This is a genomic window from Psychrobacter sp. NPDC078929, from assembly GCF_050267985.1.
In the GTDB taxonomy this organism is placed as follows: Bacteria; Pseudomonadota; Gammaproteobacteria; order Pseudomonadales; family Moraxellaceae; genus Psychrobacter.
The window spans coordinates 61,277-76,235 of record NZ_JBNNFX010000004.1 but is presented as its reverse complement, the minus strand read 5'-3'; the positions used below and the strand labels follow the sequence as shown (position 1 = coordinate 76,235).

10 protein-coding genes and 2 tRNA genes are annotated in these 14,959 nt (G+C 44.4%); 7 read left to right on the top strand and 5 right to left on the bottom strand.

The features are described from left to right. Nucleotides 1–21: 21 nt before the first annotated feature. Nucleotides 22–2,157, bottom strand: a complete 2,136-nt coding sequence (locus tag ACQKCG_RS03740; protein WP_134292324.1) for an NADPH-dependent 2,4-dienoyl-CoA reductase — start codon at nucleotides 2,155–2,157, stop codon at nucleotides 22–24. Nucleotides 2,158–2,560: 403 nt separating this feature from the next. Here ACQKCG_RS03740 and ACQKCG_RS03735 point away from each other — a divergent pair, with 403 nt between their 5' ends. After that, the gene (locus ACQKCG_RS03735) at nucleotides 2,561–4,225 is read left to right on the top strand and encodes an AMP-binding protein (protein WP_101205133.1); all 1,665 of its coding nucleotides are present in this window, start codon (nucleotides 2,561–2,563) and stop codon (nucleotides 4,223–4,225) included. Nucleotides 4,226–4,439: 214 nt separating this feature from the next. Here ACQKCG_RS03735 and ACQKCG_RS03730 read toward each other — a convergent pair whose 3' ends face one another. From ACQKCG_RS03730 to hemA, 4 genes are all read right to left on the bottom strand, one after another. Then, a complete protein-coding gene (locus ACQKCG_RS03730; protein ID WP_101205161.1) occupies nucleotides 4,440–4,859 on the bottom strand; it encodes a DUF6691 family protein in 420 nt (139 codons plus the stop codon). Between the two features lie 98 nt (nucleotides 4,860–4,957). After that, nucleotides 4,958–5,395 carry a YeeE/YedE family protein gene (locus ACQKCG_RS03725; RefSeq protein WP_101205134.1) on the bottom strand — a complete coding sequence of 146 codons (438 nt, stop codon included), beginning with the start codon at nucleotides 5,393–5,395 and terminating at the stop codon, nucleotides 4,958–4,960. Between the two features lie 234 nt (nucleotides 5,396–5,629). Further along, nucleotides 5,630–6,766 carry an aminotransferase class V-fold PLP-dependent enzyme gene (locus ACQKCG_RS03720; protein WP_101205135.1) on the bottom strand — a complete coding sequence of 379 codons (1,137 nt, stop codon included), beginning with the start codon at nucleotides 6,764–6,766 and terminating at the stop codon, nucleotides 5,630–5,632. Nucleotides 6,767–7,128: 362 nt separating this feature from the next. Next, a complete protein-coding gene (gene hemA / locus ACQKCG_RS03715; protein WP_101205136.1) occupies nucleotides 7,129–8,538 on the bottom strand; it encodes a glutamyl-tRNA reductase in 1,410 nt (469 codons plus the stop codon). 551 nt (nucleotides 8,539–9,089) lie between these two features. Between hemA and ACQKCG_RS03710 the strand changes: the two genes are divergently transcribed. The 6 genes from ACQKCG_RS03710 (at nucleotide 9,090) to ACQKCG_RS03685 (ending at nucleotide 14,555) form a co-directional block, all read left to right on the top strand. After that, nucleotides 9,090–11,060 carry a tetratricopeptide repeat protein gene (locus ACQKCG_RS03710; RefSeq protein WP_134292323.1) on the top strand — a complete coding sequence of 657 codons (1,971 nt, stop codon included), beginning with the start codon at nucleotides 9,090–9,092 and terminating at the stop codon, nucleotides 11,058–11,060. 191 nt (nucleotides 11,061–11,251) lie between these two features. Then, nucleotides 11,252–11,884 (top strand): lipoprotein insertase outer membrane protein LolB, encoded by a 633-nt coding sequence (gene lolB, locus ACQKCG_RS03705; RefSeq protein WP_134292322.1) that lies wholly within the window; start codon nucleotides 11,252–11,254, stop codon nucleotides 11,882–11,884. A gap of 90 nt (nucleotides 11,885–11,974) precedes the next feature. Further along, nucleotides 11,975–12,940, top strand: a complete 966-nt coding sequence (ispE, locus tag ACQKCG_RS03700; RefSeq protein WP_134292321.1) for a 4-(cytidine 5'-diphospho)-2-C-methyl-D-erythritol kinase — start codon at nucleotides 11,975–11,977, stop codon at nucleotides 12,938–12,940. Nucleotides 12,941–13,107: 167 nt separating this feature from the next. Continuing rightward, a tRNA-Gln gene (locus ACQKCG_RS03695) sits at nucleotides 13,108–13,183 on the top strand. A 239-nt stretch (nucleotides 13,184–13,422) separates the two neighbouring features. Further along, nucleotides 13,423–13,498 (top strand) — tRNA-Gln (locus tag ACQKCG_RS03690). A gap of 109 nt (nucleotides 13,499–13,607) precedes the next feature. Beyond that, nucleotides 13,608–14,555 (top strand): ribose-phosphate pyrophosphokinase, encoded by a 948-nt coding sequence (locus ACQKCG_RS03685; RefSeq protein ID WP_057758042.1) that lies wholly within the window; start codon nucleotides 13,608–13,610, stop codon nucleotides 14,553–14,555. The last annotated feature ends 404 nt before the right edge of the window (nucleotides 14,556–14,959 follow it).

Here is a 14,959-nt window from a genome sequence, read left to right as displayed (position 1 = left end):
TTAACATTCATGCTAAAGAGTTTAGATCTGAGCGGCGACTTCAGCCCCATCACGAATCGCACGTTTAGCATCTAGTTCAGCTGCTAGCTTAGCACCGCCAATTAGGTGATATTGTGCGTCTGGTGCATCACCCACGTTTGGCATCAGCTCAACGACTGATTCTTGACCGGCACAGACAACGACACTATCGACACGGAGTAGCTGGCTTTGACCTTGTGGGTTAGTCACCCAGATACCTTCGTTGGTGATTTTGTCATATTGCACACCAGCGACTTGGATCACGCCGTGAGACTTGATATGCGCACGATGTACCCAGCCTGAGGTTTTGTTCAGACCACTACCCAGACGGCCTTTGCTACGCTGCATCAAATACACTTGGCGAATCGGTTTGATCGCATGTGGTCTGACCAGACCACCATCACTTTGATAGTCGGTATCATTGGTCACACCCCACTCTTCGCGCCATTCGCTGATAGACTGCGGTTCAGGACGATAGCTTGGATCTTTTAGTCCCTCAGGGCCGATCTCATCCAGTGACTTACCATGATTGGCTGTCAGATATTCACTTACATCAAAGCCAATACCACCAGCACCGATGACCGCTACGGTATTGCCCACTGCTTTTTCGCCAGACAGCAGCTCAGCATAGCTCATGACTTGTGGCAACTCAGCACCTTCGAGCTTACCTTCTAGACTTCTCGGTACGACACCCGTTGCCACGATGACATGATGGAACTTGGCTTTTTCAAGCATGTCTTTATCGACTTTGGTGTTCAGTTTAATCTCAACACCCAGGTGCTCAAGCTCATTAATATAGTAGCGAATAGTCTCAAAGAACTCTTCTTTACCAGGGATGACTTTGGCGTAGTTAAACTGTCCGCCAAGCACGTCTTTTGCTTCAAACAGAGTTACGTCATGACCACGTAAGGCTGCCACATGAGCGGCTGACATACCAGCAACACCGCCACCGATGACGGCGACTTTTTTCGGTTTTTTGGTTTTCTTATAGACCAGTTCAGTCTCATAGCACGCCTGCGGATTGACGAGACAAGTCGAGCGTTTATTTTCAAAGGTATGGTCGAGGCACGCTTGGTTACAGGCGATACAGGTATTGATGCGATCTGTCTGACCGTTTTTGGCTTTATTGACCCAGTGTGCATCCGCTAAGAATGGGCGTGCCATTTGAATCATATCGGCCTGACCCGCAGCGATGATTTCTTCTGCTGTGTCTGGCATATTGATACGGTTGGCCGCCATCATCGGGATGCTAATGTGCTTTTTGATTTCAGCAGTGAAATCAACGAAAGCGGCTCGTGGTACGCTAGTGACGATAGTCGGGACACGCGCTTCATGCCAGCCGATACCCGTGTTCATGATGGTCACGCCCGCTTCTTCTAGCGCTTTGGCCACGGTAATGACTTCATCCATGACGTTACCGTCTTTGACCAAGTCAATCACCGATAAACGGAATAGAATAATAAAGTCTTCGCCAGTCGCCTCACGTACCGCTTTGACCACGTCGACAGCGAACTTCATACGACCATGAATATCACCACCATAAATGTCTTTACGCTTATTCACATGGCTTGATAAAAACTGGTTGAGCAGATAACCCTCAGAACCCATGATTTCGACACCATCATAGCCTGCTTGCTTGGCAAGTTTGGCTGAACGAGCATAGTCTTTTACCGTTTGCTCGATGTTTTTGATGCTCATCTTACGCGGTTTAAATGGTGAAATTGGTGACTTGATGGGGCTAGAGGATACGGCAAAAGGATGATAGCCATAGCGGCCACTGTGCAATATTTGCATGATGATTTTGCTGTCGTGCTTATGCACAGCACGGGTTACGCGCTGGTGATTGATAACGTCAGCTTTGGTATTCATCGTTCCGCCAGCAGGCAACAACCAGCCTTCGCGATTGGGCGAGATACCGCCAGTGATCATCATTGCCACGCCGCCCTTGGCACGTTCTGCAAAATACGCCGCCAGCTTGCCATAATTATAAAAACGGTCTTCAAGCCCAGTATGCATTGAGCCCATAACCATACGGTTTTTTAGCGTAGTAAAGCCCAAATCTAGCGGCTCAAATAAATGCGGATAGTGTTCATTGGTGCTAGCGGTTTGGATCGTATTGGCACTATGGCTGGCAGACATATCATTTTCCTTATGAATAGTTTATGAGGCTACTTTTTAAAAACGGCTTTTTAGAATTAGTGGAGCTAAGGGGTTTAGCATCATCGATATCGTAACACACCGCTATTATTGTCAGCTATGCAGACAAGCGACTGATGAGTGAGCACTATATTAATTGCTATAACGAGCGGGACGGTGTATCAGGCGGTACTGTGGCATATGGTTAAGCAAACACCACAAAACCCAGCCAACTTTTGAGGTAGATTATATACCGTTAGCTTAATATCATTGAGAGATTAGACTAAGATATAAATCGATAAATATCGACTTATACCTATAGTTTCTATGCTAGATTACTGTACTAAATAATATACTGACGTTAATGTACTGACGCATTATAGAAATACGATAAAGGACTATCATCATGACAGATTTCCATACAGGCCTTGGCAAAAATGCCGCCAACCATCAACCACTTACCCCTATTGATTTTATCATTCGCAGCGCTCAAGTTTATCCTAATAAGACTGCCATCATTTATGACGACCTAGAACACAACAACCTTACTCAGACGTGGCAACAGACCTATACTCGCTGTCGTCAACTGGCTGACGGCCTGCGCAAATTAGGTATCGATAAAAACGACACCGTAGCCGTAATGCTGCCGAACACGCCTGCGATGGTCGAATGCGCCTTTGGTGTCCCGATGTCAGGCGGTGTCCTCTGTACTTTGAACACCCGACTCGATATCAATGCGCTTACCTTTTGTTTGCAGCATTCCGAAGCGAAGGTTTTAATTTTAGATAGCGAATTTGCTGAGCATGCTGAGATTATCGATGAGACTTTTCCAGACTTAATCGTCATTCACTCAACGGACAAGGCTGTCGATGTCGAGCGCTTTGGGCACATGAGCTATGAAGCATTAGTAGCCAGTTCAGACAGCTTGGATAATTGGGAGATGCCGAAAGATGAATGGGATGCCATTGCGCTGAACTATACCTCTGGGACGACAGGCAAGCCCAAAGGCGTGGTTTATCATCATCGCGGCGCAACTCTCAATGCTATCTCTAATATTTTAGATTGGGACATGCCCAAACACCCGATGTATCTGTGGACGCTGCCGCTGTTTCACTGCAACGGTTGGTGCTTTCCGTGGACCATCGCCGAGCGTGCTGGGGTCAATGTATGCTTGCGAAAAATTGATGCTGATTTGATATTGAAGCTGATTGCCAAGTATCAAGTTAGCCACTACTGCTCTGCGCCAGTCGTGCACAATATGATTGCTGGCGGCAAACCTGAGTATAAAGACGCTATCACCCATACGGTCAAAGGCTGGGTCGCTGGTGCACCGCCGTCTGAAACCATGCTGGCCGCGATGGAAGCAATGGGCTTTCATATCTCGCACGTCTACGGTCTCACTGAAGTATATGGGCCAGTGACGGTTTGTGCGGAGCAGGAAGAATGGAATGAGCTTGATGTGGCCACCCGTGCCCAAAAAAAATCACGCCAAGGTATGACTTCTCACTTGATGGCAGGGTTTGAAGTATTTAAGCAAGGTACTACCGAGCCAGTCGCCGCTGATGGCGAAGAGATGGGCGAGCTGGCGCTACGTGGCAATATGGTGATGAAAGGCTATCTAAAAAGCCGCAAGGCTACCGAAGAAGCATTCACTGATGGCTGGTTCCGCACGGGTGATCTGGGTGTTAAATACCCTGATGGCTATATCAAAATCATGGACAGACTGAAAGATATCATCATCTCAGGCGGTGAGAATATCTCTAGTATCGAGATAGAAAACGTCTTGTATAAACTACCTGCTATTGAAAGCTGTGCTGTCGTCGCCGCGCCACATGATAAATGGGGCGAAGTACCTGTCGCCTTTATCGAGATTCACGCCGGTAGCACGCTGCAACGTGATACGGTGATGGAGCATTGTAGTCAGCACCTAGCAGGTTTTAAAGTGCCAAAATACATAGTCTTTGCAGAAATACCGAAGACCAGTACCGGTAAAGTACAAAAATTTGAGCTACGCCAAGCGGCAAAATCATTGGCACACGAAACGCCAAAAGTAACTGCCAGTGCGAAATAAAACGGCAATCTATTAAGTCATATCATCAATTAACATCCATCAAAAAGGTCAGCTACATATAACTGACCTTTTTTGAGCGCTCGCCTATAGTCAAAGAAGGCTAAAACGGATACAAGGGCAGCCGACTGCAGATTGTACAAATAGTACGTCTAGGGAGGATAACGCCGTAGCCGCTTAGTAGTTCTCTGACCATATTTATGGAAAATTAACGATATTACCCAAGCTTAGGCTCAAGCCATTGATAAGCCAACATCCCTATAATCATCGCAGGAATAAAAACATAGGCTTGCCATTGACCAGTACCGAGCAACACAATTCCTGGTCCTGGGCAAATACCAACTAGCCCCCAGCCGATACCGAACAACATCGCACCGATAAGCAATTTTTTATTAATGATAGTTTTGCTTGGCATATCAATTGGTGTGCCAATCCAGCTGCTCTGTTGACGCTTTGCTAATCGCACACCGAAGAAAGCGACGATCAAGCCACCGCCCATCACCAGTGCAAGGGATATATCCCATGCACCAAATACGTCCAAAAACCCTTGTACCTTTACAGGATCGGTCATACCTGAAACCAGTAGTCCGAGTCCAAACAGCAGTCCTGCTAACAATCCGATTATATTTTTTAGCATCGTCATATCTCGCTATTATTATCTTTTATTAACCATCATATATCGTTCGCGCGTTAGCCCAGCTATCAACCTTCATCTGGCAATCTGCCATGAGTTCGCTATAGCAGGCCTAGTACGTGACGACCGATATAGACGGTCACAATTCCAAACAGCATAAAGGTAACGGTCGCTGCCAATGACCGTGGAGACAGCCGTGCATTACCGCAGATACCATGCCCACTGGTGCATCCTGAACCTAAACGCGTGCCGAAGCCGACCAATAACCCTGCACCAATCAATAATGGCACGGAAGTACTGATAGCTACCTCAGGTAGTGGTCTTGCCAACTGATATAGCAGTGGTGAGATGACCAAACCCAGTATAAACAGCACCTGCCACATCTCTACACGCTTGGGTTTTAGTAGGCTTGAAAAAATACCACTGATACCTGCTATACGACCGATACCTAGCAGTAAGATAACCGTCGCTACGCCTAGCATTAGACCCCCAACTAAGGAGGTCGGCGTAAATGCTTGCCAGTCTATTTGTATGCTCATAACGGACTACCTAATTAAGTTTATTAAATACGTACTTGAGTATTAATTTATAAAAATACATTATATTATAAAATATAATAAAAAGGTAAAAAAATACTGAACCTAGCATGACACTAATGGTTCAGTATTTTTTATAACTGTAAAGACTGTACTGTAAAGGCTTTAAAAAAGGCGGTGAAAAAACTTAATAAGCTATCATATTACTGTCTTTATTAGCTCGTTTAATGGCGATTTTTACTGGCTCAGCACCTTATCAAGTGCCGTTTCAAAACGCGCTACTGTACCATCGATATCAGTCAATTTATCCAAGCCAAATAGACCCAAACGGAAAGTTTTGAAGTTATCAGGCTCGCCCACTTTCAATGGTACGCCAGCCGCGATTTGTACCCCGATTTCAGCGAACGCGCTACCTTTATGCATGTCATCACGCTCGGTATAAGAGACGACCACACCAGGTGCTTTAAAACCTTCAGCAGCGACGCTCTCAACGCCCTTGGCTTCTAGTACTTCGCGGATACGTTTGCCAAGTATCCACTGCGCGTCACACAATTTATCAAAACCGATTGCTTTAGCTTCATTAATGGCATCACGGAACTGACGTAAGCTGTCTGTCGGCATCGTTGCATGGTAAGCATGACCGCCATTCTCGTAGGCACGCATGATGTTTAGCCACTGCTTTAGGTCGATACTAAAGCTATCAGACTCAGTACTGTCTACTTTTTTGACAGCAGCATCGCTTAGCATGACCAAACCAGCGCCCGGTGTACTGCTCCAGCCTTTTTGCGGTGCGCTAATCAGTACATCGATACCCAATGATTTCATATCTAGCCATACGCAACCTGAGGCGATGCAATCAATGACTAACAATCCGCCAACGCTATGCACAGCCTCACTCAACGCTTTGATATAGTCATCTGATAAGATGATGCCCGATGAGGTTTCGACATGCGGCGCAAATACCACTGCTGGCTTTTCTTCTTTGATTTTGGCTACAGCAACGTCGATATCGACTGGAGCAAACGGCTTTGGCGACTCACTATTATCGGCACGATTGGCCGTGAGGACTGTAGATGACTTGGCGATTTTGCCTTTTTCTAAGATTTGCGTCCAACGATAGCTGAACCAACCATTACGAATGATTAGGCAGTCTTCATCATTTGCCAACTGACGAGCGACTGCTTCCATACCATAAGTACCAGAACCAGGAACGATCACCATGGCGTCCGCGTTATACACAGATTTTAGATCACTAGATAGGTCATTCATCACTTGCTGAAAGGCTTTTGACATATGGTTCAGCGCACGATCGGTGTAAACCACTGAATACTCTAATAAGCCGTTTGGATCGATATCTTGACGTAATGCAGGCATTGAACACTCCTAGTGTATGGTTAGATAATATGCGACATGGATTAGATAGCACTATAATCAAGTACTATTATTTTTGATGGTGAGATCTTGCGCTGTCTAGAGATGCATTATTTTTAAACAAACAAAAAACAACGGACACTAATGAGGTCTACTAACGTGAAGTTAATATATTTGTAGTCATATTACGAGCAAACACCAGCACATATCTTGACCTAAGCCATCCATGAGAGCTTGATATTAGCACTGATACTGAAGGTTGACAACGATACGCTCAGGCAACGATATGACTTGCGCTATCGAGCATTTATTGGTAGGTATTGATTGATTGATAAGTTTTGATTTATAAAGCCACGATGAAAGCATCAATGCCCTCGATGAGCATCTTGTAGTCCTGACACTACGAAGTCTAGCAACTCACTATCGCCTTCACGTGCGGCTTTGCGCATCAGTTTCGATGGTGCATGGGTCAATGTTTGAGTCAAACGTCGCGATAGCTCAGTGATGATATCTTCTGGACTAACATCGTCCTGTTGCAGCTTAGCAATAGATTCATGCAGCAGCTTATCCACCTGACCTTGAGTACACGCGCGGTATTGCTGAATATCTTTACCAACTTGGCGAACCTGAAAGCGGCGATCTATTTCAACCACCAATTGACTCACTAACAGTTCAGCATCCACTGCGGCTTGGCGACGCTGCTCGATATTACCTGCAATCACATGCTGCAAGTCATCGACAGAGTACAGATAAACATCATCAATACGGCTAATGGTCGAATCGATATCGCGCGGTACGGCCAGATCTATCATAAGCATTGGCTGATAACGGCGACGTTTTAGCGCTTGTATGGTCATTGTCTTATCAATCAACAAATCCATACTGCCACTACAACTACTAACGATATCGGCTTCCGCCAATACTTGCGGTAACTCTTGTAAGGGTCTAACGTCTACGCGGCGATTAGGGCCACGTAGCTCAGCCGCTAATGCTTCGGCACGTTCGGGATTACGGTTACAGATAATGACTCGTCCGACCCCTAACCCTGCGATATGAGTGGCAACTAAGCGATTCATCTCACCTGCCGCAACGACCAGTAAAGTACGACTAGGTAAATCATCAAATATCTGAGTGACCAGTTTAGCTGCGGCAAAGCTAAGCGATACGGCCTGTGCGCCAACCTGCGTCTCATTACGCACTCGTTTGGCAGCAGCGAATACTTGATCGATGATCCAACCGAGCTGATTGCTGAGTACTTTTTGGTCTTGAGCCAGATGCACAGAGTTTTTGATTTGCCCGAGAATCTGCGGCTCGCCCAGTATCATAGAATCGAGACCAGCCGCTACTCTTAACCAATGAGTCAATGCATGGGTATCACGATGTACATAGAGATAAGGATCAATATCAACGAGTGGCAATTGCTTGAAGTCAGCCAGCCACGTTTTGATTTTGGTAATATGCGCACTAATCGCAGCAGACGAGATATTCATGCTACTACTAAAAGCATTATTAGATAACTGCCCTGCGGCTTTGACATCCTGTATATCGGATGATTGTGAGTCAGATAATTGGCTATTAGCGTGCTGCGACGTTGGCGATTGTGGCACTAGCGCATAGATTTCGGTGCGGTTACAAGTGGAGACGATCACGCTACCATCAGTAAAGGCTTCTATTTGTTTGAGTGCGACATTTACATCGTCACCCACAAGCGCCAAGCGCTCTCGCAGAGCGACTGGTGCAGTTTTGTGATTGACCCCAATGACCACTAATCTCATTATCGATAGACCATAAACATGACGCTCAGTTGCCCCTTACGCTATCTTATTATTTTTAAAAGACAGTTTTTGACGACAGCGCTAAAAAGGAAGACCCTAAAAACCGCCTATTATATCATTATTGCGGGCTTTAATTAACACTCACCCATCTATGATAACCATATCTCTGTATCTGGTCGCAAATGTAACAAATCAACTACTCATACGATTTATAAAATCAATAGCTGGGTTTTGACTTCTGATCAATAATATAATGTTAAATCATTCGCTTACTCTATCTTAACTTGTTATATTTCTATAATATTCAGTTCGACAGACCTATCTATATTTAATCATCTTCAGTGTTGTTCTTTGGCAAAGTACTCGCTACTAGTAGCATATTCATACGGTCAGACATGCCACTATATGAGTAACACGGATGCTATTGTTTATCTCATCGGTCTACTCTTATAATGTTTGTCATGGGTACATATTTCCAATATATAACTTAAAATGATTAAAACAAACTTGCCTTATCTGTGTAGGTAAACCATGGGCGAATACGGCTATCTATGATTTTTTTTGGGTCATTACTTCGGTCACCACATCCCTATAGCGAACACTCTAGCTTCCGTGCTTTATTGCATGTCGCTATTGAGCGCCTGTGTCAACGATATAAGCTAGCGTTGTCTCTAGCTGTGTGCCTGTGTTTGGGAGCCCCTGTTCATGCTAGTCATCCCGATGTATTGCTAGAAACAAAAATTCCTAAAGTATCCGTTGCTACCGATAATAAGGCAGCTGCCAATAAGGTAACTGCCAATAAGCCAAATGGCAATAAAGTAAATGATAGTAGTGCTCCGATTGATACACCTTATAATGAAGATACGCTCACCATAGAAAACGTAAAAAACATTAATGGTCTAGCACCAGCCAGCCTATGGCAGCCTGAGCTTAGTGAACCAAGCTTGTATGCTCTACTGGATGCCGAGTTTGCTGCTGATCGCGATGACAAACGACGTGCAGTTGCTATTTATAAGCAACAGTCTTTTAAAGAAGATGCCACAGCGGTATTTGAGAGAGCGCTTAGCCTTTCTTTGCGTAATGAAAGGGTTGAAGACTCATTACAGTTTGCCAAGACATGGCAGGACCAAAATCCTGACCATGTGCCTGCATGGTTTTATGTCGCGCATTTGGCCTTACGTGCCCACGACTATATATTAGCAGGCGAGACTTTAAACCGTATCTTGCGCTATGACCCACGTGCAGATTTAAGCGAAATTCTCATAGGTATTTATCCAAATAATGATGATGACAAACGTGAGCTTCTTGCCGCGTTGCAGCCGCTAGATAGTGAGCAAAATGCCTCATTGTCAGTGTTAAAAGCGGGCTTACTCTATCAGTTTAACGAACCTGAAGTGGCTATCGTTCATATCAATCGAGCGCTAGAGCGTCAGCCAGACTACGTGCCCTTTATTACGTTAAAAGCGGATATATTGCGCAAAATCGTGACCGCAGAGACTGTCATTAATTATGTCAGTCAAGCTCGTCTACGCAATCCTGATAGCAAAAGCTTATATTTATATGAGATTCGTTATTTATTAGATTTAAAGCAAAGCGAACAAGCTTGGAAGTTACTGCTTGAGGCGCATAGCCGTTTCAGTGATGATTCTGAGATTACTCTACTCGCAGCTTTAGTGAGCTTGGATATTGAAGAGTACGCTAGCGCCGATGAGCTACTCAATATGCTTGCTAAGAGTCCAGCTTATCTTGACCAAGCCTATTATTATCTGGGTATCAGTGCTGAGCGTCAGCAGTTGTTCGATCAAGCCAAATACTATCTCAATGGCGTCATGCAAGAGGATTTGGTATTAGAAGCACGTAGAAAAGTAGTGGCGTTTGAATTACTCGATAACGACGTCGATGGGGCAATCGCGACTTTAGAGAAGCTGCGCAAAGACTTCACGGTATTCGCGCCTGACACTTTTGTCATGCAGGCCGATATCTTGTGGCAACAAAACGAGTCGGATGAAGCACTGCGTCTACTGACCCGTGCCGCTCGTAAATACCCTGATAATGAGATGCTACTCTTTGCACGGGCTCAGCTGTTAGATGATAAAGAAGACTATGTCGTTAAGCGCGCCCTGCTCAACCATTTGCAGGCTTTAGATCCTAGTAACTTATCCTATCAGTTGAGCTATGCACAGTTGCTACTAGCAAATGAGCGCAGCTCAGAGCAAGGTCTGGCGCTAGCTACCGCAATTATTCAGATTCGCTATGATGACCCACGTTATGATAACGACCTACATCTGCAAGCCCTAAATGTCTTGGCGAGTAATGCATTGGCCAAAGAAAACTATCAGCAGGTCATCGACTACCTACAGACCCCCTATGATGTGCTACCGACCTTGCGCTCAGGTGCGCTGTTGTTGCGCGCCTACCAAGGCTTAGGTAACAATGACAAAGTTGTGGCATTACTCGCAGATTTGCAGCAGCGCTTCTCATTCGGACAGCATAATATTAATGACCGCATACAGCTGTATTAATAGTGATGATTTTGGATATGTTATTCGAGCTTTGTAGTCACAGAGATATGATAGTTGATAAGGTTTTTATAAATAACGAAGCATGTATAAATTACAAGGTCGTTATAAGAAGCTAACAGCCGTGCATAACCGAGCAACAAATAACGCTTAAGCTAATATCTTTGTTCATCTTTCCATTTTGAGAAACTATTATGTCAGCATCAATCACTTCTTATAAACCAAATAAATTGGCTCTGTTTACTGCTATAACTGCAGCGCTGGTCATTACCTCTGGTTGCCAATCATTAAAAACAACCAACGCGACCAACCAACCAACGACCACTGTACAAGGTCAAAACGCTGATCAACCAAAAAAGCTAGAGAGCTTTAATATCACTGGTAAAATTGGGGTAACGACGCCTGCGAATGACTCGACCGGTACCCAAGGTGGTAGTGCATTTTATGCATGGGGTCAGCAAAATGACCGATTTGCCATTGAGCTGATTGGCGCACTCGGTATTGGTAAAACCAACATCGAATACAATGGTCAGACCGCTACTCTAGTTAGCGAAAAGACAGGGTCATTGACCGCTGACGATCCTGAAACCTTGCTAAAGAAGGCCACTGGTTGGCAAGCACCAATTTCACAAATGCCTTACTGGATTTCTGGTCGCCCAGCACCTTCAGACAGTGCGCCACAACTGGATGATCAGAACCGTTTAGTTAGCTCAGTCAATGGTGAGTGGACAGCCAGCTTTACTTATAAAGGTACGGATAAGCTACCTAGTAAAATTAGTGCCGTACAACCACAAGGCAACAAAGTTGTAATGACGATTAACCATTAATCCATCCTTCATTAACAACAGAAAGCCTGCTAAAAACCATCATTGCTAATTAAGATAGCTGTTTATAATTGCACCGTATGATAAAAAAATATGACTGAAAATATAGCCGTATCATCTGTTTCTATGATTACTCGTTTATCACCTGCAAAACTCAATCTGTTTTTGCATATCACTGGTAAACGTGCCGACGGCTATCATAATTTGCAAACGGTATTTCGCCTGCTTGACTGGGGCGATTACTTGCATTTTTCGGTCAGCGATGATGCCGTGATTTCTACTATAGCTAGTGAATTAAGTGCTAATCAATTCTGTCATCAGCTACTGATACTAGATGGCGCAGAGGCTATCACTACTAGTATAGAAGACAATTTAATTTTCAAAGCGGCACGCGCATTGCTAGCATTTGCCATACAGTCAAACACTTTACCTGAGCAATTAGCAAAAGTGCATATCGCTTTAGATAAGCACTTGCCAATGGGTGCAGGATTGGGTGGCGGCTCATCTAATGCAGCAACGACTATGCTGTTGCTCAATGAGATTTGGCAGCTTAATTTTACTTGTGATGAGCTTATAAAGATTGGCGTGACTGTAGGTGCAGATGTACCTATATTTATATTTGGCCAAGACGCTATTGCGATGGGTATTGGTGAAGAACTGACTACGATTGAGTTGCCTGACCAGCAATATTTAGTACTGACGCCTAACGCTCATGTAAATACTGCCACACTTTTCGCTCATCCAAAACTACAGCGAGATATCGCGCCCCTATCGGTTGCAACTATCCAAAACCAATACGCTGACTATCTACAAACGCTCACTACGCCTTATCATAATGTCTTTACCCCAGTCGTCATGAGCCTCGCGCCTGCTGTTACAGATGCATTGAATTATTTGCAGGGGTTAGAAGCGCAAGCACTCGGCACAGCACGAATGACTGGTTCTGGTAGTGCCGTGTTTTTGCCTTTAGATGCGAGTGTGGCTACTAATGAAAAACTGTTGGCGAAGTGGATTGCAGATGCGCCTTGTGCGGCATATATCGCTGGAAACTTAAAATAGCACATACAACCTTTAGATTTTTTATCATCTAAATAATGACAACGGTAGGATTGCCTATTTTAATTTGCTAAAATAGCGCCAGCAGTAACCTATAATGAATAAATAGCAGAAAAAGCCGCAAATGACTTGCAAAATCTGAAAATTTACTTATAATAGGTCGCCACAATAGGGGTATAGCCAAGTTGGTAAGGCATCAGGTTTTGATCCTGACATCCGTTGGTTCGAGTCCAGCTACCCCTGCCATTTTTTAGTACGAAGCGTTAGACATACAATAGTATAAGCGGTTTATAAATGACCTCTTATGCTATTGTCATTGACAACGTTATCCCAGTTTCGGTATAGTTCGCAATGGACACCGCTAGGGAAAAGTTATGTTTTAAACGGTTTATCCGTTTTTTAGATAACTGACAGGTCATGACACCATATTAAGAACGACTACTTAGTCGCTATTATATATCGGTTGTTCATAGCCTAGACATTACAGGGGTATAGCCAAGTTGGTAAGGCATCAGGTTTTGATCCTGACATCCGTTGGTTCGAGTCCAGCTACCCCTGCCATTTTTTACTGTAATAGTATACTTCAACACCTTCACCACTCTTTTCTTAATTTGAGCAGTTTGACACTGCTTAGCGGTCGCTGCTTGAGTCAATCAATAGGACTTCTGTCATGCCTTATTTGGCGATTTTTACGGGTAATGCCCACCCAGAATTAGCAAAAACCGTAGCCGATCATCTTCACATACCTCTTGGTAAAGCTGACATCACGCGTTTTTCTGATGGCGAAATTGCCGTGGAAATCAAAGAACACGTACGTGGTAAAGATGTGTTTATTATGCAGCCTACTTGTGCACCGACCAACGACAACTTGATGGAAATCATGATGATGGCTGACGCTTTGCGTCGCTCTAGTGCTGGTCGTATCACAGCTGTCATGCCATATTTTGGTTATGCTCGTCAGGATCGCCGTCCACGCTCAGCTCGTGTACCTATCTCGGCTAAAGTGGTCGCTGACATGCTAAACATCGTCAGTATCGATCGCGTAATGACTGTTGATTTGCACTCAGATCAGATTCAGGGTTTCTTTGATATCCCTGTAGACAACATCTACGGTACACCTGTATTGCTAAACGACCTACAAAAGCAAGACTATGACAATATCATGGTTGTTTCACCTGACGTAGGCGGCGTGGTTCGTGCACGTGCGATGGCCAAGCAGTTAGGCGATACCGACATGGCAATTATTGATAAGCGCCGTGCTCGTGCCAATGAGTCACAAGTAATGCACATCATCGGTGATGTTCGTGACCGTGATTGCGTTATCGTTGATGATATGGTCGATACTGCAGGTACATTGTGTAAAGCTGCCGAAGCATTGAAAGAAAATGGTGCACGTCGCGTCTTGGCTTACATCACGCACCCTGTCCTATCAGGTAACGCACTGAAAAACATCAGCGAATCTGCATTGGATGAAGTGGTTGTGACCGATACAATTCCACTATCCGCTGAAGCCAAAGCCTGTAGCAAAATCCGTCAGGTAAGTATTGCACCGATGCTGGCTGAAAGCTTACGCCGTATCAATAACGAAGAATCTATTAGCGCGATGTTTGACGCTTAATTTGATACAGTTATTTTTAAAACAGCCATTGCGTTAATTTTGAATAGCAATGACTGTCATAAGACATCTTGAATAGTTAAAAAACAGAGCGTCAAGTATCCTTACTTGGCGCTTTGTTTTGTGTAGGCGTTTTACGTAGGTCTTTATTATTGCTACAGAATCACGTATAATGCGCGCCTGTGCTGACCTTTTCGTTGTTTTTATTAGGCTGGCACTATCAAAAGTGCTGATCATGCTTAACAGCAACCATCGTTATGGTAATTATCGTAGCGAGCGCTGCTATAAGCAAATGGCTAAGCTTAGACATTACGAGGTTTATTCGTAACCATAATATTAGCTATCATCACGTATTAGTGGATTGGTCGCAAATCCACTTTTTTATGACCAGACACTTCATCATTTTT